Source organism: Bacillus sp. FSL R5-0560, assembly GCF_037966305.1.
Lineage (GTDB): Bacteria > Bacillota > Bacilli > Bacillales > Bacillaceae > Bacillus > Bacillus mojavensis.
Genome location: NZ_CP150195.1, coordinates 607,463 through 631,441, shown reverse-complemented (window position 1 = coordinate 631,441; position 23,979 = coordinate 607,463). Strand labels below are relative to the sequence as shown.

Below are 23,979 nucleotides of genomic sequence, written 5' to 3'. Positions count from 1 at the left end.
CCTCTCAACCCCTTTATCCATCTATATCTCCATAATGACTAACAGATATGTGGATAAATTGAGAATTATCTGTTAATAACAATAAAAAAGCCTCACGTCATTATGTCGTGAGACCTTGATAAGAAGTCAGTTCAAGACCAGGCTGGCCATTCATATCATATGATCCGCGAATCCCTTTTTCAAAAGCAATAGTACCGGCCGCAGCAATCATTGCAGCATTATCTGTACATAAGGATAGCGGAGGAATGATGAGCGCTGTCCCCTCATGCTGGGAGAATTCCTTCTGTAACGCCGCTCTGAGCCCTCTGTTTGCAGCAACTCCGCCGGCTAAAAGAACCTGTTTGACACCATATTCTTTTGCAGCGCGTGCCGTTTTTGTCACTAAGACATCAATGACGCTATTCTGAAAACTGGCAGAAAGATCTTCCGGCGCAATGACCTGTCCTTTTTGAGCCGCGTTATGAAGCGTATTGATCACAGCGGATTTCAGCCCGCTGAAGCTGAAATGATAAGAACCTTCTTCAAGCCATGCGCGAGGCAGAGGAATAGTGTCATTACCTGATTCCGCAAGCTTGTCAATCTGCGGTCCGCCTGGATACGGGAGCCCCATCGTTCTTGCCACTTTGTCATAAGCTTCCCCTGCTGCGTCATCGAGTGTTTCCCCGATCACTTCAAATGAACCGTGTTCTTTCATATAAACCAATTCCGTATGGCCGCCGGAAACGACCAATGCAAGCGCTGGAAAAACGATCTCTTCTACCAGACGGTTTGCGTATATATGGCCCGCTATATGATGGACTCCAACTAACGGAATATGATGCGCAAAGCTCAATGCTTTAGCGGCGTTTACCCCGATTAGCAGTGCTCCCACCAATCCCGGGCCTTCAGTAACTGCAATCGCATCTATATCACGATATGTCATGTCTGCTTTACGGAAAGCCTCTTCGATCACTAAAGTGATTTGCTCCACATGATGTCTTGATGCAATTTCCGGCACAACCCCACCGAATCGTTTATGGCTTTCAATTTGAGAGGCCACAACGTTCGAGACGATTTCTGTTCCGTTTTTTACAATCGCTGCTGCCGTTTCATCGCAGCTCGTTTCGATTCCTAATATATAAAGATCTTTTTGCTCATTCATTTATCGTCACCCACATAATTAACGCATCTTCCCCGTTATCAGTATAATAGTTCTTCCTTATTCCACCGGGCTGCATCCCGAACTTTTTATATAAGCTTTGAGCAGGGTGATTGGAAACCCTCACTTCAAGCGAAAGCCGCCTCGCCTCTTTTTCTTTACAAAGCTCGAGAGCTGAACGAAAAAGTGCTTCTCCTAAAGACTGGCCCCTATACTCTGGTTTAATCGCTATATTTGTGATTTGGGCGTCATCCATCACAATCCAAATTCCGCAATAACCCGCGATACAATCGTCCTTTTCAATCACGAGATAGTGGGCATATGGATTTTCAAGCAATTCATGATAAAACGAATCCTTCGTCCAGGGAGACGTAAAGGAGGATGTTTCAATATCGTATACGTGATCAACATCATTAAGCTGCATTTTTCTAACTGCTGCTTTTGTTTTCATCCTATCACCCTACTTTTGACTTTCAATCCATTTCGCTTCTGCTTCTGCAAGCCGTAAATAATCCGGCACAAGCCCGTGAATATCAACAGCTTCCCTATCCGCACCTGCGTAAGCCAATTCTGAAGGGCGGGGATTATGCTGAGCCGCAGGCCCTATGACTCCTTTTGTTCCTAATACATCCAGTATCGTCTCCTTGTGTATGGATGTATCATGACCTAAAAACAAAACAGGGCGATCCTTCTCTTTTAGCATCTCCAGCCACTCTGTCAGCATCACGTTTTGATCCGGAACAGCCTGCTCTAAAAGCCCGTTTTTATATTCATAAAGACCTGTATACACCTGTCCGCGTCTCGCATCAAATATAGGGCTGATCAGACCATCAAAGTGACGTCCATTTGCCGCCAGCGCTTCAAGACTTGATACAGCAGAAATCGGAATGTTTAAAGACCATGCAAGTGTTTTGGCAATTGTTACACCGATTCTCACCCCTGTGTACGAGCCTGGACCTTTTGCAACAACAATTTTAGAAAGATCCTGCGGGGTTAGATCACAATCATTCAGCAAAGAATGAACAGCAGGCATCGCCCTTACAGAATGATTCTTTTTTAAATAAGTGATGTATTCTGCTATGACAGTGTTGTCCCGAAGCAGCGCTATGCCTAAAGTATAATTCGATGTATCAATCGCTAATATTGTCATGTCTACTTATCTCCTCACAAAGCATTTCATACCGATTCCCCACCGCTGTAAAGACGATCTCTCTTTCATCATCACCAGCTCTTTTAATGACAATTTGCAGTCGCTCCTGCGGAAGCTGCTCTTCAATTAAATGTGCCCACTCCACTAAGCAGACACCTTGTCCGTGAAAATATTCATCAAGTCCCAAGTCTTCACTCTCGTCTTCCATTCTGTATACATCCATATGATAAAGAGGAAGTGAACCATCGTTATATTCTTTTATGATTGTAAACGTCGGACTGTTTACAACACGTGTAATTCCGAGTCCTTCAGCAAAACCTTTTGTAAAGGTTGTTTTTCCAGCTCCTAAATCGCCCTCTAATGTCAGGACGTCCCCAGGCTTTGAAAACGATGCAGTCAGCTTCGCAATCGCTTTTGTTTCTTCAGGATTTTCAGTTCTCCATTTTAATTGCTTCACACGAGTCACCCGTCTTATTTAAAATGATTATATCCTTTTTTCTCTAAAGTCATTGTTTCTTCTTCTGTCTTTAATATGACATTGGATTCTGTCTTTTCCCGGACACATCCAATCTTTTTAATTGGCAGTTGAAGTCTGCAGCACTCCTGCTCTAACACATCCCAGTCTTCCTTTGAGATCGTCCCAGTCAGTTCAAAATCCTCTCCGCCAAACAAAGCCCATTCCTTCCATTTGGAATTCAGCTTAGGCAAGTCTGGATGAACTGGAAGTAGGCTCTCGTCAATTTCTATTGAAACGGAGCTGGATTCTGCAATTTCATGCAGTTCACTTGCCAATCCGTCACTAATATCATTAAGAGCCACACGCTGAGCGTTCGAGCATAGTCTGCCAACACTCACTCTTGGCTGAGGCCGCTTATGCCTATTGATAAAGTAATTTGTTTCAAATGATGTTTCCGGATGGGAAGACTCTTTTAGCAGCAATGAAAGTCCAGCGGCAGAAGAACCGATTTCACCAGTGACAAAGACAATATCATTCGGCTTTGCCAAACTGCGCAAACAGGCACGTCCCTTTTCAACTTCCCCAATCACAGTCACTGTGACGACTAGTTTATCGGAAGTAGAAACTGTATCACCGCCAATCAGATCCATACAATATAGTTTCGCCAGTTCATTCATTCCTTCATACATTGCTTTGATTTCTGATTCCGTCCATTTTAAAGGCACTGCAAGAGACACTAAATAAAACTTAGGGATACCTCCCATAGCGGCAATATCACTTATATTTATGGCTAACGCCTTATAACCAATGTCCTCCGGCGAAGAATAGCTCAATTTAAAATGCACGTCCTCTACCATTGTATCGACACATACAATTTCCTGCACACCGTTTTTCGCTGTGTAAAGAGCGGCATCGTCTCCAATTCCTACATCAACGGAAGAATGGTGAATGGTCCGAGGAGTAATACTATTAATTAAATCAAACTCATCCATTAACCAAACCTCCTTTTGGTCTGACCATGTTTTATATGTACTGTATCTAGTGTATCGGATTATGCTGAAATATCCAAGATGTTGCTGATATAAAGAAAGCTTGGCTATCATACCAAGCAAAAGACGCAATAAAAGAAAACACAAAAAAAAACGAAAACATGATCGTTTCGTTTACAATAAATGGCGGTCCGGACGGGACTCGAACCCGCGACCTCCTGCGTGACAGGCAGGCATTCTAACCAACTGAACTACCGGACCATTTTAATTTGGTTGCACCCTTTGGGCACTCCTTATTTAAAAGGATAGATTTTTTTGGTTGCGGGGGCAGGATTTGAACCTGCGACCTTCGGGTTATGAGCCCGACGAGCTACCGAACTGCTCCACCCCGCGATGATATAATTAAGATAAAACAGCTTGGCGGCGTCCTACTCTCACAGGGGGAAACCCCCGACTACCATCGGCGCTGAAGAGCTTAACTTCCGTGTTCGGCATGGGAACGGGTGTGACCTCTTCGCTATCGCCACCAAACAATTGAGAGTGTTCTCTCAAAACTAGATAACAGATGTGACATCATTAGAAATTAGGTTAAGTCCTCGATCGATTAGTATCTGTCAGCTCCATGTGTCGCCACACTTCCACCTCAGACCTATCAACCTGATCATCTTTCAGGGATCTTACTTCCTTGCGGAATGGGAAATCTCATCTTGAGGGGGGCTTCATGCTTAGATGCTTTCAGCACTTATCCCGTCCGCACATAGCTACCCAGCGATGCCCTTGGCAGAACAACTGGTACACCAGCGGTGCGTCCATCCCGGTCCTCTCGTACTAAGGACAGCTCCTCTCAAATTTCCTGCGCCCGCGACGGATAGGGACCGAACTGTCTCACGACGTTCTGAACCCAGCTCGCGTACCGCTTTAATGGGCGAACAGCCCAACCCTTGGGACCGACTACAGCCCCAGGATGCGATGAGCCGACATCGAGGTGCCAAACCTCCCCGTCGATGTGGACTCTTGGGGGAGATAAGCCTGTTATCCCCGGGGTAGCTTTTATCCGTTGAGCGATGGCCCTTCCATGCGGAACCACCGGATCACTAAGCCCGACTTTCGTCCCTGCTCGACTTGTAGGTCTCGCAGTCAAGCTCCCTTGTGCCTTTACACTCTGCGAATGATTTCCAACCATTCTGAGGGAACCTTTGGGCGCCTCCGTTACCTTTTAGGAGGCGACCGCCCCAGTCAAACTGCCCACCTGACACTGTCTCCCCGCCCGATAAGGGCGGCGGGTTAGAAGGTCAATACAGCCAGGGTAGTATCCCACCGATGCCTCCACCGAAGCTGGCGCTCCGGTTTCCAAGGCTCCTACCTATCCTGTACAAGCTGTACCAACATTCAATATCAGGCTGCAGTAAAGCTCCACGGGGTCTTTCCGTCCTGTCGCGGGTAACCTGCATCTTCACAGGTACTATAATTTCACCGAGTCTCTCGTTGAGACAGTGCCCAGATCGTTGCGCCTTTCGTGCGGGTCGGAACTTACCCGACAAGGAATTTCGCTACCTTAGGACCGTTATAGTTACGGCCGCCGTTTACTGGGGCTTCAATTCGCACCTTCGCTTACGCTAAGCGCTCCTCTTAACCTTCCAGCACCGGGCAGGCGTCAGCCCCTATACTTCGCCTTACGGCTTCGCAGAGACCTGTGTTTTTGCTAAACAGTCGCCTGGGCCTATTCACTGCGGCTCTCTCGGGCTTTCACCCTAACAGAGCACCCCTTCTCCCGAAGTTACGGGGTCATTTTGCCGAGTTCCTTAACGAGAGTTCTCTCGATCACCTTAGGATTCTCTCCTCGCCTACCTGTGTCGGTTTGCGGTACGGGCACCTCTCACCTCGCTAGAGGCTTTTCTTGGCAGTGTGGAATCAGGAACTTCGCTACTAAATTTCGCTCGCCATCACAGCTCAGCCTTATGGGAAACGGATTTGCCTATTTCCCAGCCTAACTGCTTGGACGCGGATATCCAATACCGCGCTTACCCTATCCTCCTGCGTCCCCCCATTGCTCAAATGGTGAGGAGGTGGTACAGGAATATCAACCTGTTGTCCATCGCCTACGCCTTTCGGCCTCGGCTTAGGTCCCGACTAACCCTGAGCGGACGAGCCTTCCTCAGGAAACCTTAGGCATTCGGTGGAGGGGATTCTCACCCCTCTTTCGCTACTCATACCGGCATTCTCACTTCTAAGCGCTCCACCAGTCCTTCCGGTCTGGCTTCACAGCCCTTAGAACGCTCTCCTACCACTGTTCGAAGAACAGTCCGCAGCTTCGGTGATACGTTTAGCCCCGGTACATTTTCGGCGCAGAGTCACTCGACCAGTGAGCTATTACGCACTCTTTAAATGGTGGCTGCTTCTAAGCCAACATCCTGGTTGTCTAAGCAACTCCACATCCTTTTCCACTTAACGTATACTTTGGGACCTTAGCTGGCGGTCTGGGCTGTTTCCCTTTCGACTACGGATCTTATCACTCGCAGTCTGACTCCCAAGGATAAGTCATTGGCATTCGGAGTTTGACTGAATTCGGTAACCCGGTAGGGGCCCCTAGTCCAATCAGTGCTCTACCTCCAAGACTCTTACCTTGAGGCTAGCCCTAAAGCTATTTCGGAGAGAACCAGCTATCTCCAGGTTCGATTGGCATTTCACCCCTACCCACACCTCATCCCCGCACTTTTCAACGTGCGTGGGTTCGGGCCTCCATTCAGTGTTACCTGAACTTCACCCTGGACATGGGTAGATCACCTGGTTTCGGGTCTACGACCACGTACTCATGCGCCCTATTCAGACTCGCTTTCGCTGCGGCTCCGCATCTTCTGCTTAACCTTGCACGGGATCGTAACTCGCCGGTTCATTCTACAAAAGGCACGCCATCACCCGTTAACGGGCTCTGACTACTTGTAGGCACACGGTTTCAGGATCTCTTTCACTCCCCTTCCGGGGTGCTTTTCACCTTTCCCTCACGGTACTGGTTCACTATCGGTCACTAGGGAGTATTTAGCCTTGGGAGATGGTCCTCCCGGATTCCGACGGAATTTCACGTGTTCCGCCGTACTCAGGATCCACTCTGGAGAGAACGAAGTTTTGACTACAGGGCTGTTACCTTCTATGGCGGGCCTTTCCAGACCTCTTCATCTACCTCGTTCCTTTGTAACTCCGTATAGAGTGTCCTACAACCCCAAGAGGCAAGCCTCTTGGTTTGGGCTAATCCCGTTTCGCTCGCCGCTACTCAGGGAATCGCATTTGCTTTCTCTTCCTCCGGGTACTTAGATGTTTCAGTTCCCCGGGTCTGCCTTCTCATATCCTATGAATTCAGATATGGATACCACTCCATTACGAGTGGTGGGTTTCCCCATTCGGAAATCTCCGGATCAAAGCTTGCTTACAGCTCCCCGAAGCATATCGGTGTTCGTCCCGTCCTTCATCGGCTCCTAGTGCCAAGGCATCCACCGTGCGCCCTTTCTAACTTAACCGTTAAAAAGAATCACTATGTGATATCTTGTGTTACTAATTGAATGTGATGTCTACTGTTATCTAGTTTTCAAAGAACACGTTTCGAAGGAATGATCCTTCAAAACTAAACAAGACAGGGAACGTTCTGTTTATAAGACCCAAGGTCTTATATTCCGTAAATATCCTTAGAAAGGAGGTGATCCAGCCGCACCTTCCGATACGGCTACCTTGTTACGACTTCACCCCAATCATCTGTCCCACCTTCGGCGGCTGGCTCCATAAAGGTTACCTCACCGACTTCGGGTGTTACAAACTCTCGTGGTGTGACGGGCGGTGTGTACAAGGCCCGGGAACGTATTCACCGCGGCATGCTGATCCGCGATTACTAGCGATTCCAGCTTCACGCAGTCGAGTTGCAGACTGCGATCCGAACTGAGAACAGATTTGTGGGATTGGCTTAACCTCGCGGTTTTGCTGCCCTTTGTTCTGTCCATTGTAGCACGTGTGTAGCCCAGGTCATAAGGGGCATGATGATTTGACGTCATCCCCACCTTCCTCCGGTTTGTCACCGGCAGTCACCTTAGAGTGCCCAACTGAATGCTGGCAACTAAGATCAAGGGTTGCGCTCGTTGCGGGACTTAACCCAACATCTCACGACACGAGCTGACGACAACCATGCACCACCTGTCACTCTGCCCCCGAAGGGGACGTCCTATCTCTAGGATTGTCAGAGGATGTCAAGACCTGGTAAGGTTCTTCGCGTTGCTTCGAATTAAACCACATGCTCCACCGCTTGTGCGGGCCCCCGTCAATTCCTTTGAGTTTCAGTCTTGCGACCGTACTCCCCAGGCGGAGTGCTTAATGCGTTAGCTGCAGCACTAAGGGGCGGAAACCCCCTAACACTTAGCACTCATCGTTTACGGCGTGGACTACCAGGGTATCTAATCCTGTTCGCTCCCCACGCTTTCGCTCCTCAGCGTCAGTTACAGACCAGAGAGTCGCCTTCGCCACTGGTGTTCCTCCACATCTCTACGCATTTCACCGCTACACGTGGAATTCCACTCTCCTCTTCTGCACTCAAGTTCCCCAGTTTCCAATGACCCTCCCCGGTTGAGCCGGGGGCTTTCACATCAGACTTAAGGAACCGCCTGCGAGCCCTTTACGCCCAATAATTCCGGACAACGCTTGCCACCTACGTATTACCGCGGCTGCTGGCACGTAGTTAGCCGTGGCTTTCTGGTTAGGTACCGTCAAGGTACCGCCCTATTCGAACGGTACTTGTTCTTCCCTAACAACAGAGCTTTACGATCCGAAAACCTTCATCACTCACGCGGCGTTGCTCCGTCAGACTTTCGTCCATTGCGGAAGATTCCCTACTGCTGCCTCCCGTAGGAGTCTGGGCCGTGTCTCAGTCCCAGTGTGGCCGATCACCCTCTCAGGTCGGCTACGCATCGTTGCCTTGGTGAGCCGTTACCTCACCAACTAGCTAATGCGCCGCGGGTCCATCTGTAAGTGGTAGCCGAAGCCACCTTTTATGTTTGAACCATGCGGTTCAAACAAGCATCCGGTATTAGCCCCGGTTTCCCGGAGTTATCCCAGTCTTACAGGCAGGTTACCCACGTGTTACTCACCCGTCCGCCGCTAACATCAGGGAGCAAGCTCCCATCTGTCCGCTCGACTTGCATGTATTAGGCACGCCGCCAGCGTTCGTCCTGAGCCAGGATCAAACTCTCCGATAAAGTAGTTTGACTGACTACGCACATCGCTGTGCGATTTTATAATAAAACTTGAATTAACAGGTACGTTTTGTCTTGTTTAGTTTTCAAAGATCATTCAATAAATAATGGAGCGGGTGATGAGAATCGAACTCACGACATCAGCTTGGAAGGCTGAGGTTTTACCACTAAACTACACCCGCGTGTATATTATATTGGCGCGCCCGAGAGGAGTCGAACCCCTAACCTTTTGATCCGTAGTCAAACGCTCTATCCAATTGAGCTACGGGCGCTTATCGAGCGACTTAACTATCATACTATTAATTGATATTAAAGTCAAGATGTTTTTTCGAATGCTTTTTTTAAAATCTTTTTGATTCGACTTTATCTATTATACACATTCTGAAGTGTTTGTAAACACCTTCGAAAAACTTTTTTGTTTTTCATTTTTTTGTGCTGTTCATCAGCGACATTTAATACTATACCATGTGTTTTTTCATTGGTCAACACTTTTTCTATATTTTTATTTCGATTTTCTCATTTTCTTTTCCGCTGTTTGTTAGTCCGTATATTTTATCTGATTGAACAGATGATATAAAAACAAAATAATATAGAAAAGAGGCATGTTATGTTTTACTACAAAGAAGAATTGATCAATATCATTAAACCCGATAAGCCAGATCCGGCCGCAGCTAAAGTACTGCAGGAAATATTAGGCGGACATTATGGAGAAATGCGTACAATGATGCAATATTTCTTTCAAAGCTCCAATTTCAGAGGAAAGCAGAAACAATATCGTGATTTGCTGCGCGGTATCTTCTTAGAAGAAATTGCCCATGTAGAGCTTGTGCAAAATACAATCAATGCTTTGTTGGATGAATCAGGCGGTGCTGGTGTCGGCAGCCAGGGTATAGATCACGCTCCCCTTGATGAAGCAGTTAAACATGCTAACCCCCATCATTACATTATTGGCGCACAGAGTTCACTCCCGGTTGATGCGGGCGGCAATCCTTGGAACGCCTCCTGGGTGTATAATCACGGAAACTTAATCACTGACCTGTTGGATAACTTGTTGCTTGAGTCTACTGGTGTTCTCCAAAAAACAAGAATTTATGAAATGAGCTCTAATCAGACGTTCCGGGAAACTCTCGCTTTTCTTATTGTACGTGACAATGCTCACCAAAATGCTTTCGCTAAAGCGCTTGAGACTTTGGGCGTTGACTGGGCTAAGCTTTTTCCTGTTCCGAATTACGACATTAATAAATACCCAGAGTGCAGAAAGTATGTTGATTTGGGCTACCATAATGTACAGTTTAACTTCAGATTAGATGAAACAAGAATTGCAGAGATCTTCCAAGGAAAATCTCCAAGCAGAAATGGCGGCGAGCTGCAAGTAACCGAACCTCCTGCTGGATTCCCTGTTCCGGTTCTTCCAGAAATGCCGAATGAACATAGTCCCGGCTTAGGGGATATGAACGCTTGATGAGCAAAAGGTTCTCAAGGATATCCTTGAGAACCTTTATTAATGTAAAACGTTTTTATTCAACTATAGGTGTTAATGTATCACCGTTCCATACTTCTCCCTTATTTAATGTCCAGCTATCATTATAGAGAGCGGAAGCGCCTTTGTTCACAGCCGGGCTCCATTCATCATTCCAGGCCAGATAATAAGTGGTTTTAGGGTATTTCTGTTTTATCGCACTCATAAACAGGCTGTAATCAAAGCTGCCGTTTGCAGTTTGCGGACCAACTTCCGTGAAAGCAAAGGGTTTATTAAGTGCTGTCAGCTGGTCGTATCCGCTTATCGAATATGGATCTTGAAAGTATGCATCTAACCCAACGATATCCACGTATGAAGCTCCAGGGTAAAAATCTGTTTTGAAATCCCGATTAGCGTCGGGGGAGTAAACCCATAATAAATGATCCAATCCTCTTTCGTCAGTCATATAATGATAGATTTTGATATAGAGCTGTTTATATAAGAAGATTCTTTCATCATCCTTTTGATTATATGACGCCAGCCCCCACCAAAACCACTCACCGTTCATCTCATGCAGCGGCCTGAACAGAACGGGCACGCCTTGGTTTTCCAGTTGTTGAAGTCCGTCAGCAATTTTGCTGAGCATGGCGTTCAGCCGCTTCCCCTCTGTTGATGTAGAGTCTAACAGTTTTTTATACTGATCATTGGTAATCGGTGTTTTAAAATGTCCTGACTGATAAGCAGGATTTGCTAGATGCAGACTGATCTGCGGAATCCCTCCGCTTTTCCAGTAAGATATTAAATCACTGTTGCAGCTCACATCTATAGAATCTTCAATATTTGAGGTTTCAAGCCATCCCCTCGCGTAATCACAGCCGTAAATGGCAGGTGATTGTCCGGATGCGTTCCGGATTCTTTCTGCTTCTGCCATAGAGAATGTGTCATGACTGTAACCGCCAAACGCACCGGAAAGCACCCTGTTTTCAGAACGATTCGGCAGGTGGGCAAGCCAATTCATCACATCTTTTGTTGTCTGCTGTGCTTTAGGATTAACAGGTGACACAGTATGTGCTTGGATCGGCTCAGTCAAAACGGCAGACGCAAATAAAAATAAGATGAACAAACAGATGATAGGTTTCTTTAACACAGAAATTCCTCCGTTCTTATTAGGGATGAGATATGATCAGCTCGCAAGTTCCTTCTATTGAAAACTCGCCAAAATGGGCAGGCAAAATAAAGTGTGAGCCTTTCTTGCATTCATACTGCACACCGTTGTTTTCTATTATCCCTGAGCCTTCGACAACACTGCACAGCAAATAGGTTTGATGAGAAGGGAAAACCGGCTTGCCGCTGACGTTCCATTTGTAAACTGAGAAATAATCTGACTGAACATAAGACGTAATCACGGCATCCTTCATTTCTTTCACCGACGGTATTGGTTCAGAGTCCGTATGCGGTATGTTTACGACTTCCATCGCTTTTTCTATATGGAGATCCCTTTTTTGGCCATGGTCATTACAGCGTTCATAATCGTATACGCGATATGTGGTATCGGAATTTTGCTGAATTTCAAGGACGAGGGTGCCCTCACACAATGCATGCAGCGTGCCGCTTGGCACATAAAAGAAATCTCCGGGCTTTATGTTGATGCGCCTAAGCAGCCCGTTCCAGTCACCGCTTTCTATAAGCTTTTTGAATTCTTCCTTCGTGCCTGCATGATGTCCCAGAATCAGTTCTGCGTCTTCTTTGCAATCAATAATGTACCAGCACTCTGTTTTTCCAGGGTCTCCGTTTTCGTGTACCATGGCATAATGATCATCAGGATGCACTTGTACAGAGAGGTCCATGTTGGCATCTAGTACTTTCACCAGTAATGGAAACACGCTTCTTTGCGGAAAGCCGAAAAACTCCGGGCATTCTTTCCACACTTGATCCAGTGTTTTTCCTGCCAACCGGCCATTTTGAATAGTCGATGATCCATTGGCATGGGCCGAGACAGCCCAGCATTCACCCGTTTTTTCTGAAGGGATGCTGTAGCCGAAGCTATCACGAAGCGCTGTGCCGCCCCATATCCTTTCTTTAAAAATCGGCTCTAAAAATAAAGGATGCTTCATGATGGAACCTCCCCGGATGCTTCTTCTGCTTTTAATGCCTGATCGGCTAAAACAAACGTTCCGATGATTCCGGCATTTCTGCCTAAACGGGGAGATACAATATACTCATTTATACTTTCTGATAATTCAGAAAAATTAAAGTAGCTGTTCATTATTTTAGGTACATATTGATATATATAAGGGAACAGCTGGCTCTGATTCATGACGCCGCCGCCAAGAATCATTTTTTTGGGTGCCAGGATGAGGATATATTGTGCCAGAGCCTGCGCAATATAATATCCTTCAAGTTCCCAGACCTCATTTACATGTGATAAATCTGCGGCCTTGTTTCCCCATCGTGCTTCTATAGCGGGACCGGAAGCCAGACCTTCGAAGCAATCCTTATGATAGGGGCACTTTCCTTGATACGTGTCATCCGGATGGCGGCGAATATAGATATGGCCCATTTCAGGATGTGACAATCCTTGCAGAAGCCGCCCTTCTATAACCGCGCCTGCACCAATGCCAGTTCCGATCGTGATATATAAGCAGCTGTCGAGGTCTTTAGCTGCACCGAAAAGAGATTCTCCGAGCGCCGCAGCATTTACATCTGTGCTGAATCCGACAGGAATATTCATTTCTTCTTTTATTGTTTTCAAGAATGGATAGTGCCTCCAGCCTGGTTTAGGCGTGGCAGTAATGGTTCCATATGTTTTACTGTTTACATCTATATCAACGGGACCAAAGGAGCCGATGCCGATTGCCTGCAGCGAGAATTGGCGAAAATATTGAATCACTTTCTCTATCGTTTCATCCGGCATCGCTGTTGGTAGCTCCATTCTGTCAATGATCGTTCCATCTTCTGTTCCGACGGCACACACAAATTTTGTGCCGCCTGCTTCAATACCGCCAAGCATGCAGATGGCCTCCTTGTTATCTCCGCGATCAGCGCCTTACATTTACCGAAGTGACGACAAATTTGTCATGCCGATGACGTGAAAAGGAATATTCAAATGGAATTCCGTTATCTAAAAAGCCCACGTGCTCCACTTCAAGAATGGGATCATCCTGTTTGCAGCCCAGATGCTGCTGATCCATCTCATCAGATTTACAGGCTCTGATTTTCCGGTGTGTTCCGGCAATCTTTAGCTGAAGCCTGTTTGTGATGTGTTCATAAATAGAGTGGTGCAGCACCTCATCATTAATGCCGGCTATTAAGTGTGTCGGCATATATGTTTTTTCCAACACATATGGCTCTCCTTCCACAATCCGCAGCCGTACAACATAATAAACCGGCGTTTTTTGATCAATTGATAAATGGGCAGCCACTTCCTCAGTGGGAAATTGCACCTCGAACTGAATGACCTTGCTTTTGATTTTTTTGTCTTTTAACAAATTGGTCAGTCCGAGGATTTCATTGCTGACGACATGGACATGATCATCCTGTATCGCAGATTGAATGATAAAGGTTCCATGACCGCGTTTTCTGAATAACAGTCCTTCAGCAACTAAATTATCAAGAGCTCTTTTCATCGTCATGCGGCTTGAATTGAACTCTTTTGCAAGAGATATTTCATCGGGAATCGGCTGATCGATGGGATATACGTTATTTTTGATTCGTTTTCTCATTTCATTTGCAATGATTTCGTATTTATTCATTGGTATCCTCCGGCAGCTGAAAAAATTTTGATATCAAATAAGCTTCTTTACCGATATCATAAGTTCTTTTCCCTGTTTCATCAATGTTATGGCTATTTGTTGTCTCTATTAGAAATCTTGACCGCCGGAAGACCTTTTTGCTATAGCAACCTAAAAACCATTTTTCTCAGCAACCTCTTTGAACCATTTTCCGCTCTTTTTGACCGTTCTTTCTCCGTCTTTCTCCAGATTGACTGATACAAATCCGTATCGGTTTTTATAAGCGTTTGTCCATGACCAATTGTCCATAAACGTCCATAAGTGATAGCCTTTTACGTTTGATCCTTCCTGTACAGCGCGGTAAATCCATTTTAAGTGCTCTTTGATAAATTCAATTCGGTAGTCATCCTGAATCATGCCCTGTTCATCTCTGAAACGCTCTTCCCCTTCAACTCCCATACCGTTTTCAGAAATAAAGCACTCGATATTCCCGTAATTTTCTTTTAGATTGATCAGGATATCATAAACGCCTTTTTCGTAAATCTCCCAGCCTCGGTGAGGATTCATTTTTCGGCCCGGCATGACGTAAGGATCGAAATACCTGTCAGGCAAAAACGGCGCATCCGGATTCGGCAGGTGCTCTTTTGCTTTTACACGTCTCGGCTGATAATAATTCACACCTAATAAGTCAACCGTATGCTGTGTAATGATCTCAAGATCCTCTTTCTCGTATTCAGGCATAAAGCCTTCAGTTTTTAAAATGTGTATGAGTTCTTTTGGAAACTCGCCTTTTACAGAAGGGTCTAAAAAAGATCGGTTAAAGAACGCATCTGCTATTTCTCCCGCTTTTACATCTGCCGGGTGGCTGCTTCTCGGGTAGGATGGCGTCAAATTTAAGATGATGCCGATTTTTCCATCCTGCCTCATCTCTCTGTAAGCCTGTATGGCGCGGGCGCTTGATAACAATGTGTGAAACCCGACTTGAACGGCTTCTTTAAAATCTACCTTGTTCGGATAATGAAAATCATATAAATATCCGCCTTCGACCGGCACGATCGGCTCGTTATGGGTGAACCATTTTTTCACGCGATCGCCAAACAAACGAAAGCACGTTCTCGCATAGTTTTCATAAGCGTCCACCGTTTCTCTGTTTGCCCAGCCGCCGATGTTTTGAAGTTCCATCGGCATATCGAAATGAAATAAATTGACAAAGGGTTCTATTCCATTAGCTATGAACTCATCAATGACGCTGTTATAAAAGTCCGCTGCTTTAGGGTTGATCTCGCCTGTTCCGCCCGGTATTAAACGTGACCATGAAATCGACATACGAAACGAGTTGTGGCCAAGCTCCTTCATCAGCCTGATATCGTCTTTATAGTTGTCATAAAATTTCGATGTGGATGCAGGTCCTACATGTCCAAAAAAGCGATGAGGCTCTTTTTCAAACCAGTAATCCCAAATATTCTTCCCTTTTCCGTCTCGATCGGCGGCACCCTCCGTTTGTGTCGCTGAAGCAGATGATCCCCACCAAAAATCTTTCGGAAAACGATACTGTTCTGTTTGAGTCAAGTTCTCTCTCTCCTTATGTCACATTTTGATGCTGTTATCATTTTGCTGTGCTGTTTCCTGAACAGCCTGTTCCTTTTCTTTTGCCAAATGTAATTTATCCATCGCTTTCAGGAACGGGAACCATATCACAAAGACAATCATCAGATTGACAAGCTGCATCACGCCGCCCATGATTGAGTTTGTCGCCATGATGCCATTAATAAATAGCGGAACCGTCCATGGAACCGTGACACCTGTTGGAGGCGGAACAAGTCCCGCGGACATGGCCAGATAGGTGACGAGTGTGACAACCATCGGCGCCAAAACCCAAGGCACAAGGATGATCGGATTCATCACAATCGGCAGCCCGAAGATAATCGGTTCGTTTACGTTAAAAATCCCTGGAGCAAGGCCGAGTTTTGACACTTGCTTCATCTGCCTGCTTTTCATAAATATGAGAATCGTAAACACAATCGCCAGCGTCATCCCGGTTCCGCCCATTCCCACTGTATAAATCTCCATAAACGGTTTTGAGATGATATGCGGTACTTCTTTCCCCGCTGTGTAGGCTGCCAGGTTTTCCACCTGCAGTGTATTCCAGATCGGATCCATCACAGAGTTGATAATGATTTGCCCATGCAATCCGAAAAACCATAGAATTTGAATGAAAAATACAGCAATCAGCGTCGGTATGATACCGCTTCCAAGTCCGACAAGCGGAGCCTGAATCGCATGATAAATGACATCATGCATATTGGTTTTGAAAAGCTGGGTGACCACAACGTTAATCAGCAAAAACACAGTCAATGTGATAAAAGCCGGAATAAGTGCGGCAAATGATTTTGCTACAGCCGGCGGAACCCCGGCAGGCATTTTGATCGTCAGGTTTTTTTGAACGATTCTTCTGTAGATTTCTCCAGAAAGAAATGCCGTGATCATTCCCAGAAACATTCCTTTGGCACCGAGGCGGTCTACCGGAATGACGCCGGTTATGGCTTCTCCTGTTTCCGGCTGAACAATAAAAGGCGTCAGCAGGAAAAAGGAAACCAAAGCGATCGCACCGCCAAACACAGCTTCGACCTGATAGCTTTTTGAGAGATAATAGCCTATACCGAACACGACGAAGACAGACATAATCCCCATGGTCGCCGTAGACGCAATGCCAAAATTGGACTGAAACGATGTGAGCATTGAAGCATTCATGATTTTATTTAAAAACGGCAGGTTCGTTAATACCACAAAAATGGACCCGAATATCGTAAGCGGGAAGGCCAGCATAAACGCATCGCGCAATACCTGCAAATAACGGTTATTATTTAACCTCCCTGCAATTGGAACAAGGAATTGGCTGATTTTCTCGAACACCCTATCCACCCCGATTTTTATAGATTCTTTGTTTTAAAGATGCCAAGCAGCTCTTTTACCAATTCTTTCATGGCCAATGTTGACATCAGGTGATCTTCCGCGTGCATAAGCAGCAATGAGAAATTGGCTGCCTCGCCGCTTGATTCTTTCTGTATCATTTGAAAGTGAATGTCATGGGCTGCAGATAGAGCATCCTCAGCCTGGGCAATAAGGGCATCTGCCTCCCCCCTGTTTCCTTCCTTGTAGGCGCGCAGTGATTGAATGATGCAGCTGCGGGCATTGCCGCTGTGGAGAATGAGCTGAAAGCTGATTTGTTCGTCTGTTAAGTCGGCAATTTTTATGTGCTCCATCATTGTTGCCCCATTAATGACAAAGCCTGTTCATATGCTTTTTTGCCATCTGCCATTCCGTAAGCCATCATGTCAATGACCTCAACCCGAATGTTGTATTGGTCGGCTGCTTTTTGCAGTTCGCTTTTCAGAAAGCTCATTTGCGGGCCGATTAAAACCGCGTCTGCCTTTTGCATATCTTCTTTCGCTTTATCCTGGCCGACTGCCCAGATCTCCGCTTCCTCTCCAATGGATTGCGCGTATTCTTTCATTTTTGTCACCAGCAAACTGGTGGACATTCCCGAACTGCACGCAAGTAAAATTTTCTTCAATGGATGTCCCTCCCCTTTTGTAAAACGCTTACAAAATTCATTATAGTCAATTAATTTTAAATGTCTATACTTTTATATAATAAATATATTCATATTATTTTTCGTTCAACTATTTATCAAATTTTTCTATGGAAGATTCGCTCACAATATGTTAAACTCATCCTCAGAAACTAAATCAAATAAATAGCTATTTTTACTTGTATAACCTCAATGATATGGATTGAGGGTGTCTACCAGGAACCGTAAAATCCTGATTACAAAAATTGTTTATCACTTTTTTTGTAATCAGGATTTTTTTATTTGTTAAAAAATTGAAGTAAAGGAGTTTGTTATGAATTTTAAAGTTTTTCTGCTTGCAGCTTCTACGATTGCAGTTGGATTGGTTGAGTTAATTGTGGGTGGGATTCTTCCTCAAATCGCAAATGATTTACACATTTCCATTGTTTCGGCCGGACAGCTGATCAGTGTGTTTGCGCTGGGATATGCTGTTTCAGGGCCGCTGCTTTTGGCATTGACCGCGAAGGTTGAACGGAAGCGTTTATATTTAATTGCGTTATTTGTTTTCTTTTTGAGTAACCTTGTCGCCTACTTCAGCCCTAATTTTGCGATGCTGATGGTATCAAGGGTATTGGCGGCGATGAGTACAGGGCTGATTGTTGTGCTTTCCTTGACGATTGCGCCGAAAATTGTGGCGCCTGAATACAGAGCCCGCGCAATTGGCATCATTTTTATGGGATTCAGTTCTGCCATCGCATTAGGTGTGCCGCTTGGCATATTGATCAGCAATTCCTTCGGATGGCGCATTTTGTTCCTTGGAATCGGACTTCTGGCGCTTATCTCTATGTTGATTATTTCGATCTTTTTTGAGAAGATACCGACGGAGAAAATGATTCCATTCCGGGATCAGATGAAAACAATCGCCAATGCTAAAATCGCCAGCTCGCACCTTGTGACGATGTTTACATTAGCGGGGCACTACACTTTATATGCTTATTTTGCCCCGTTTTTAGAGACGACTCTCCATCTAAGCTCTTTTTGGGTCAGCATTTGTTATTTCCTATTTGGAATATCTGCCGTGTGCGGAGGTCCTTTTGGAGGAGCGCTTTCTGACCGGCTCGGTTCCTTTAAGAGCATCTTGCTGGTGACCGGTTCCTTCGCCATCATTATGTTCTTATTGCCGCTGTCAACGTCGTCTATGATTTTCTTTTTGCCTGTTATGGTCATTTGGGGATTGCTGAGCTGGAGTCTGGCTCCCGCACAGCAAAGCTACTTAATTGAGATTGCACCGGACACGTCTGACATTCAGCAAAGCTTTAATACGTCTGCGTTACAAATCGGGATTGCCCTTGGTTCAGCCATTGGCGGTGTTGTATTGGATCAGACGGGGACTGTTGTGTCAACAGCTTGGTGTGGAGGATCGATTGTTGTGATCGCCGTTCTGTTTGCTTTATTTTCTTTAACAAGACCTGTTCATACCGTAAAAAAATCCTCCTTGTAAAGGGAGGATTTTTTTATTATTTAGCTGAAAGCTCGTCTTCAGTTACCCACTTATGATTTTTTACTTTTTCTCCGCTTGTTGTCGATGTATAGTCCACCATGTATCCCGTTGTTTTTTCTGCAGAGTCGATTTCAGCAGTTGCTCCCTTCATGCCTTTCATGTGAGAGGCCTCTAAGAGTACCTGATCTCCGGGATTGAGGGGTTTATCTCCTGCATCTTTTATCTCTTCTTGGATCACCCATTTGTGATGATCAACTCGCTGTCCTCCGGTTGTCGGTGTGTAAGAAACAATATATGCCGTTGTATCGTATGCGCCTGTAACTGTTGCTTCGGCGCCCTTCATCCCTTTCATATGAGAGGCATTGATGATGACCTGGCTGCCTATTTTATATTTAGGATGTGTCGATTCCGTTAATCCCTCTGGAACTTCAGCAGATCCGGAATGATCCATTTCTTCGTGTGAGCCGGAGTCCGAATGACTGTCATGAGTGCTTTCTTTTTTGCTATCGCTATTGCCGCATGCTGATAAAACGAAAATAAGAGACAGCAGTAAAATTCCAAGTGTCTTTTTCGAAATCTTCATGTTCATTCTCCTTTGCTTCATTTTTGGTGTGAACCTTCACATCTGCCTGTCATACATGTTCTTTTCAAGAATACGATACCCCCGAAAGGTATGTAAATGCGCTAATATTCTCATAACATATGCTGCTGTTTGTCCTATTCCCCGTGATCCGCAGAATAAAACGCGCTGGATAAAAGCCGCGGTTGCGCGGCTTCGGTTAGTTTTCGATTACTTTGACATACACTCCTTTTTTGGCTTTCCGATAAGCGGCCTCTCCCATTTTTCTGATATGTTCAGATACTGATGAGGATGTGATCCATTCATTATGAAAGAAAATAGTAGGGTCGATGAGACGCATTTTCGTTTTTCGATGAAAATCATAATGAATGTCATCCTCTTTTACTAATATGTGAGGATGTATTTTTTCAAGCAGTCTCAGTACTTCGTCATTCTCTGATGAATGCAGGATGCCTACTACCTCTTGGTCTGTTTTCAACAAATCTTCGGCGGCAATGACATTGTGCTTCAGCGCAGCCTTCAGCGTTTGCGCTAAGTATTCATACCCATATACATTCACTGGGTTCATAAAGAAATCAATCACTTCCTTGTAATACACTCGCACAAACCATTCAGCTGTTTCGATACCATCTGGAAACACCCTTCCGTTTCTCACAACGAGATGGTCCAAAAAGATTTCAGCTTCACGCAGCGTGATCTGTCCATATTGATACATGTCACGCAGCGTGTAGTCGATGCGATCAGCACACAGCTCCGGTGCGGGCTGTTCGAGCAGTGTCCATCTTGTATCATTTAATAAAAGATCGTCAGCATCATAACCATGTTTTTTTAGAATTTCCGGGATCTCGGATTGGTCAATGACTTGTTGAAAAATGTTTTCATGATAATCTTCCGCTTCATTTTCAAATACAAAATCAATTACATGAGAAAATGCTGTGTGCGACACATCATGGAGAAGACCGGAGATCTGCTCTTCTATGGTTCCCCCCAGCCTTTTGATTAGAAGCATAACGCCAATGGAGTGCTCATACCGGGTCACATTCCACTTTGGATTGACTAAAAAGCTGGCGCCGCCTTGATAAACCCCTTTTAATCTCTGCACGGGTGCGCTTTTTATGAGTTCTTCCAGTACTCCGTCTATTTGATGCCTGCCGTATAGCACATCGTTTATTTCCATACTATCACCTCAACATCTATTTTCCTCTTTCCATTTTATATATTGTTAGTAAACAAAAGAAAGAGGTCAAGTTGAAGATCATCCCAAGTAAAGAATTAGCCAAGCAAATAGGACTGATTTCTTTGCCGCGCATTGGGGTACGCCTCAGATGAAAATGTCCAGCGATACATTTCAATGAAATGAATTGGACAGTTATGATGCTTTAGATGAGGATGGTACATCATTGGTTGATTACATACATCACAAATGGAAAAGGCTGCAATATTTTTTCATTAGACTGATTGAAAAGAAAGAAATTGCACAGCTTTGCTGAGAAAGGCTGAAGAAACAGCCAAGCAATGGCTGTGTAAACAGATAAAGCTCATCACAACAAATGATAACATACACGCGATGGCATTTTACCAAAAGCGAGGCTATCAATTCACCGCATTGTTTCAAAACACAGTTGAAAAAGCAAGGCGGATTAAACCAGAAATTCCCGAAAAAGCTGAAAACGGGGATTTTGATTCGGGATAAAAATCTTTTTTTCAAAGGAAATTGATTTAGGATAGGAGTTTTTTATGTTTCATCATTATAAATACCCGCTCATTTTTACGGTTTCATATTATGCGCTTTTTGCGTGATATATTTTGCCTATCAATTCATTCATCACCAGATTAGAATACTCAAATTACCTAGGAGAAAGCAAGGACAAACATTGGAGGCTGTTTTTACTAAGAACGAAGAAGCACCAATTGAATACATCGGCAATCTTTATTGGATTAGTGATCAAGCTAAAGCAGATAACACATATTTGGAATCGCTCATTGTGAAGAAAGATGATGAGGTGCTGCTCCATTCTAATACAGAAACACCGGTAAGAGATTTTTCCGGCGGCAGTTTTCGTGACGGAAGCCCAAAAGAGAAGTCAATCTCTTTTAGGCACACCTAGATGAAATTGAGCTTAAAGGGCATGACCTCACTGTTGAAGTGATATGGAAGCAGGGTAAGCAACATTTTGATACCGTATTTTCGCTTGATGAAAAAACTTTATTTCATCATTAAAGATTCACAATCCGGAGTCCAGCCTGAGCCGTAATGGTTGCTGGTTAAAAATAGTCAACAATATATTTAGCTAGGGCTAAGAAAGCACCTGTAAAATCAGGGAAGGCAGTTGCATCGAGTACACTTTCAAACGTCTCATTGGCTGTTTCCATCCTCTTTCAAATACAAATAATAGGTATTCAGTTTTATTTTTTCGGCAGAAATGACTCCTTCCGTATAAAAACGATTTTCTCGAAATATCTTATTGTATACAAATCATTCCATACTTTTGCGAAACCGCGCTAATCGAAAGCATCTAATTAATCCTCTCTGAATTAAAAACAGTTCACTCAAAATCAAGGGAAGAAGAAAAATAGAAAGAACCTGTCTCAAATTCCTTTTTGGCTTTCCAATTGATAAACAATAATCAACTTCTTACAATTCCCTTTTCCACCATCACCATAGTTAGTCATCTTGTAAATTCAATCTTTAAAAACGATTAATACTAGCTTAACACTTTAAAAATATAATGGGTTTGTCATTGAGGATCATATTTTTAGGAGGTTATTCAGTTGAAAAAATTCCCGAAGAAGCTGCTGCCTATTGCGGTGTTATCATCTATTGCGTTCAGCAGCCTAGTCAGCGGCAGCGTATCTGAAGCCAGCGCCCAGGAAAAGAAAAAGGGGAATCAAAACGAAATTAAGAATGTCATCGTCTTGATCGGTGATGGGATGGGTGTGTCTTATACGTCCGCTCACCGTTACTTAAAGGATAATAAAAAGACAAAGGTTGTAGAGCCTACGACTTTTGACCAATACCTTGTCGGACAGCAGACCACGTATCCTGAAGACCCTGAACAAAATGTAACGGATTCTGCTTCCGCCGCAACGGCTATGTCAGCTGGGATTAAAACATATAATAATGCAATTGCTGTGGATAATGACGGTTCAGAGGTCAAAACAGTTCTTGAAGCAGCAAAAGAAAAAGGAAAATCAACCGGGCTTGTCGCCACTTCAGAAATTACACACGCCACTCCGGCTTCTTTCGGCTCGCATGATCACAGCCGGAAAAATATGAATTCTATTGCAAACGACTATTTTGATGAAATGGTGAACGGCAAGCACAAAATTGATGTCCTTCTAGGCGGTGGAAAAAGCAATTTTGACCGCAAGGACCGTAATTTGGTAAAGGAATTCAAAAAAGCGGGATACAGCTATGTGGATAACCGCAAGGACATGCTGAAAAACAAGGACAGCCAAGTTCTCGGCCTATTCGCTGACGGCGGCCTGCCTAAAAAGATCGACCGCACGAAGGATATTCCTTCATTAAAAGACATGACCAACACAGCCCTCAAAAAATTAAGCAAGGACAAAGACGGTTTCTTCCTCATGGTTGAAGGAAGCCAGATTGACTGGGCCGGGCATGACAATGATATTGTCGGCGCCATGAGTGAGATGGAAGATTTCGAACAAGCCTACAAGGCGGCAATTGATTTCGCCAAAAAAGACAAGCATACTTTGGTTGTCGCAACGGCTGACCATTCAACCGGCGGATATTCCATCGGTGCGGACGGCATTTACAACTGGTTCAGTGAACCAATTAAAGCGGCAAAGCGCACCCCTGACTTTATGGCAGAAAAAATCGCCGACGGCGCAGATGTTGAAAAAACTTTAAAAACGTATATTGACCAAAAGAAATTAGCTTTAACTTCATCTGAAATTCAATCTGTTGAAAACGCGGCAAAATCGAAGGAAGTCCTTGATATTGATAATGCGATTGAGGAGATTTTCAATAAACGCTCCCACACAGGATGGACAACAGGCGGACATACCGGCGAGGATGTTCCTGTCTATGCGTACGGACCATCCAGTGAAAAGTTTTCCGGCCAAATCGATAATACCGAAATCGCCAAAAATGTTTTCGATGCTTTACAATACAACATTAAAATTAAAGATAAGTAAGAGAATACAAGGTG

The 23,979-nt window shown here is 44.7% G+C and carries 18 protein-coding genes, 4 tRNA genes, 3 rRNA genes, 2 pseudogenes and 1 riboswitch; of the genes and pseudogenes, 5 read left to right on the top strand and 22 right to left on the bottom strand.

Translation table 11 applies throughout. The features are described from left to right. Positions 1–100 precede the first annotated feature (100 nt). From tsaD to NST56_RS03205, 12 genes are all read right to left on the bottom strand, one after another. A complete protein-coding gene (tsaD, locus tag NST56_RS03260) occupies positions 101–1,141 on the bottom strand; it encodes a tRNA (adenosine(37)-N6)-threonylcarbamoyltransferase complex transferase subunit TsaD (protein WP_168747077.1) in 1,041 nt (346 codons plus the stop codon). Beyond that, the gene (rimI, locus tag NST56_RS03255; protein ID WP_010333205.1) at positions 1,134–1,589 is read right to left on the bottom strand and encodes a ribosomal protein S18-alanine N-acetyltransferase; all 456 of its coding nucleotides are present in this window, start codon (positions 1,587–1,589) and stop codon (positions 1,134–1,136) included. The genes tsaD and rimI overlap by 8 nt, the downstream gene beginning before the upstream one ends. Positions 1,590–1,598: 9 nt before the next feature. Beyond that, on the bottom strand, positions 1,599–2,288 hold the full coding sequence (tsaB, locus tag NST56_RS03250) for a tRNA (adenosine(37)-N6)-threonylcarbamoyltransferase complex dimerization subunit type 1 TsaB (RefSeq protein ID WP_010333204.1): 690 nt from the start codon (positions 2,286–2,288) through the stop codon (positions 1,599–1,601). Next, positions 2,269–2,745 (bottom strand): tRNA (adenosine(37)-N6)-threonylcarbamoyltransferase complex ATPase subunit type 1 TsaE, encoded by a 477-nt coding sequence (gene tsaE / locus NST56_RS03245; RefSeq protein ID WP_168747076.1) that lies wholly within the window; start codon positions 2,743–2,745, stop codon positions 2,269–2,271. The genes tsaB and tsaE overlap by 20 nt, the downstream gene beginning before the upstream one ends. A 14-nt stretch (positions 2,746–2,759) precedes the next feature. Beyond that, positions 2,760–3,737, bottom strand: coding sequence for a thiamine-phosphate kinase (gene thiL, locus NST56_RS03240; protein ID WP_168747075.1), 978 nt, complete (start codon positions 3,735–3,737; stop codon positions 2,760–2,762). 181 nt (positions 3,738–3,918) lie between these two features. Then, positions 3,919–3,995, bottom strand: a tRNA-Asp gene (locus NST56_RS03235). A gap of 55 nt (positions 3,996–4,050) precedes the next feature. Then, positions 4,051–4,127 (bottom strand) — tRNA-Met (locus NST56_RS03230). Between the two features lie 22 nt (positions 4,128–4,149). Continuing rightward, a 5S ribosomal RNA gene (rrf, locus tag NST56_RS03225) occupies positions 4,150–4,265 on the bottom strand. A 53-nt stretch (positions 4,266–4,318) separates the two neighbouring features. Then, positions 4,319–7,246: ribosomal RNA gene (locus NST56_RS03220) — 23S ribosomal RNA — on the bottom strand. Positions 7,247–7,415: 169 nt separating this feature from the next. Beyond that, positions 7,416–8,965: ribosomal RNA gene (locus tag NST56_RS03215) — 16S ribosomal RNA — on the bottom strand. Together the 16S, 23S and 5S rRNA genes with 4 tRNA genes alongside form the textbook arrangement of a ribosomal RNA operon. A gap of 105 nt (positions 8,966–9,070) precedes the next feature. Then, positions 9,071–9,144 (bottom strand) — tRNA-Gly (locus tag NST56_RS03210). Positions 9,145–9,157: 13 nt separating this feature from the next. Continuing rightward, positions 9,158–9,234, bottom strand: a tRNA-Arg gene (locus tag NST56_RS03205). Between the two features lie 335 nt (positions 9,235–9,569). Here NST56_RS03205 and NST56_RS03200 point away from each other — a divergent pair. Continuing rightward, the gene (locus tag NST56_RS03200) at positions 9,570–10,424 is read left to right on the top strand and encodes a manganese catalase family protein (RefSeq protein ID WP_168747074.1); all 855 of its coding nucleotides are present in this window, start codon (positions 9,570–9,572) and stop codon (positions 10,422–10,424) included. 55 nt (positions 10,425–10,479) lie between these two features. Here the strand turns inward: NST56_RS03200 and NST56_RS03195 are convergent, their stop codons facing one another. The 8 genes from NST56_RS03195 to NST56_RS03160 all read right to left on the bottom strand — a co-directional run bounded on the left by NST56_RS03195 (position 10,480) and on the right by NST56_RS03160 (position 17,726). Further along, entirely contained in the window at positions 10,480–11,568 is a 1,089-nt protein-coding gene (locus tag NST56_RS03195; RefSeq protein WP_339179920.1) for a glycoside hydrolase family 26 protein, read from the bottom strand. Between the two features lie 19 nt (positions 11,569–11,587). Continuing rightward, positions 11,588–12,535 carry a mannose-6-phosphate isomerase, class I gene (gene manA, locus NST56_RS03190; protein WP_339179918.1) on the bottom strand — a complete coding sequence of 316 codons (948 nt, stop codon included), beginning with the start codon at positions 12,533–12,535 and terminating at the stop codon, positions 11,588–11,590. Continuing rightward, on the bottom strand, positions 12,532–13,431 hold the full coding sequence (locus NST56_RS03185; protein WP_229150288.1) for an ROK family protein: 900 nt from the start codon (positions 13,429–13,431) through the stop codon (positions 12,532–12,534). The genes manA and NST56_RS03185 overlap by 4 nt, the downstream gene beginning before the upstream one ends. A gap of 28 nt (positions 13,432–13,459) precedes the next feature. Further along, positions 13,460–14,173: a transcriptional regulator GmuR gene (gene gmuR, locus NST56_RS03180; RefSeq protein WP_168747070.1), complete on the bottom strand. Its 714-nt coding sequence runs from the start codon at positions 14,171–14,173 to the stop codon at positions 13,460–13,462. Positions 14,174–14,323: 150 nt separating this feature from the next. Further along, the gene (locus tag NST56_RS03175; protein WP_339179913.1) at positions 14,324–15,721 is read right to left on the bottom strand and encodes a glycoside hydrolase family 1 protein; all 1,398 of its coding nucleotides are present in this window, start codon (positions 15,719–15,721) and stop codon (positions 14,324–14,326) included. An 18-nt stretch (positions 15,722–15,739) separates the two neighbouring features. After that, the gene (gene celB, locus NST56_RS03170; RefSeq protein ID WP_339179910.1) at positions 15,740–17,065 is read right to left on the bottom strand and encodes a PTS cellobiose transporter subunit IIC; all 1,326 of its coding nucleotides are present in this window, start codon (positions 17,063–17,065) and stop codon (positions 15,740–15,742) included. A gap of 17 nt (positions 17,066–17,082) precedes the next feature. Further along, positions 17,083–17,415: a PTS lactose/cellobiose transporter subunit IIA gene (locus NST56_RS03165; protein WP_339182061.1), complete on the bottom strand. Its 333-nt coding sequence runs from the start codon at positions 17,413–17,415 to the stop codon at positions 17,083–17,085. Beyond that, positions 17,415–17,726, bottom strand: coding sequence for a PTS sugar transporter subunit IIB (locus tag NST56_RS03160; RefSeq protein WP_168747067.1), 312 nt, complete (start codon positions 17,724–17,726; stop codon positions 17,415–17,417). Before NST56_RS03160 ends, NST56_RS03165 begins: the two co-directional genes overlap by 1 nt. A 177-nt stretch (positions 17,727–17,903) precedes the next feature. Further along, a riboswitch (purine riboswitch) is annotated at positions 17,904–18,003 on the top strand. Between the two features lie 54 nt (positions 18,004–18,057). On the opposite strand from NST56_RS03160, the gene pbuE reads away from it, so the two are divergent. Beyond that, positions 18,058–19,224, top strand: a complete 1,167-nt coding sequence (pbuE, locus tag NST56_RS03155) for a purine transporter PbuE (protein ID WP_168747066.1) — start codon at positions 18,058–18,060, stop codon at positions 19,222–19,224. A gap of 16 nt (positions 19,225–19,240) precedes the next feature. Here the strand turns inward: pbuE and NST56_RS03150 are convergent, their stop codons facing one another. After that, positions 19,241–19,807, bottom strand: a complete 567-nt coding sequence (locus NST56_RS03150; protein WP_339179904.1) for a YdhK family protein — start codon at positions 19,805–19,807, stop codon at positions 19,241–19,243. 196 nt (positions 19,808–20,003) lie between these two features. Beyond that, positions 20,004–20,981, bottom strand: coding sequence for an HD domain-containing protein (locus NST56_RS03145; RefSeq protein ID WP_339179901.1), 978 nt, complete (start codon positions 20,979–20,981; stop codon positions 20,004–20,006). Positions 20,982–21,052: 71 nt separating this feature from the next. Here NST56_RS03145 and NST56_RS03140 point away from each other — a divergent pair. The 3 genes and pseudogenes from NST56_RS03140 to phoB all read left to right on the top strand — a co-directional run bounded on the left by NST56_RS03140 (position 21,053) and on the right by phoB (position 23,965). Beyond that, a pseudogene (locus tag NST56_RS03140) lies at positions 21,053–21,522 on the top strand (GNAT family N-acetyltransferase). 19 nt (positions 21,523–21,541) lie between these two features. Continuing rightward, positions 21,542–22,025 (top strand): annotated as a pseudogene (locus NST56_RS03135) (DUF4944 domain-containing protein). A gap of 551 nt (positions 22,026–22,576) precedes the next feature. Continuing rightward, entirely contained in the window at positions 22,577–23,965 is a 1,389-nt protein-coding gene (gene phoB, locus NST56_RS03130) for an alkaline phosphatase PhoB (RefSeq protein ID WP_339179899.1), read from the top strand. Positions 23,966–23,979: the final 14 nt, after the last annotated feature.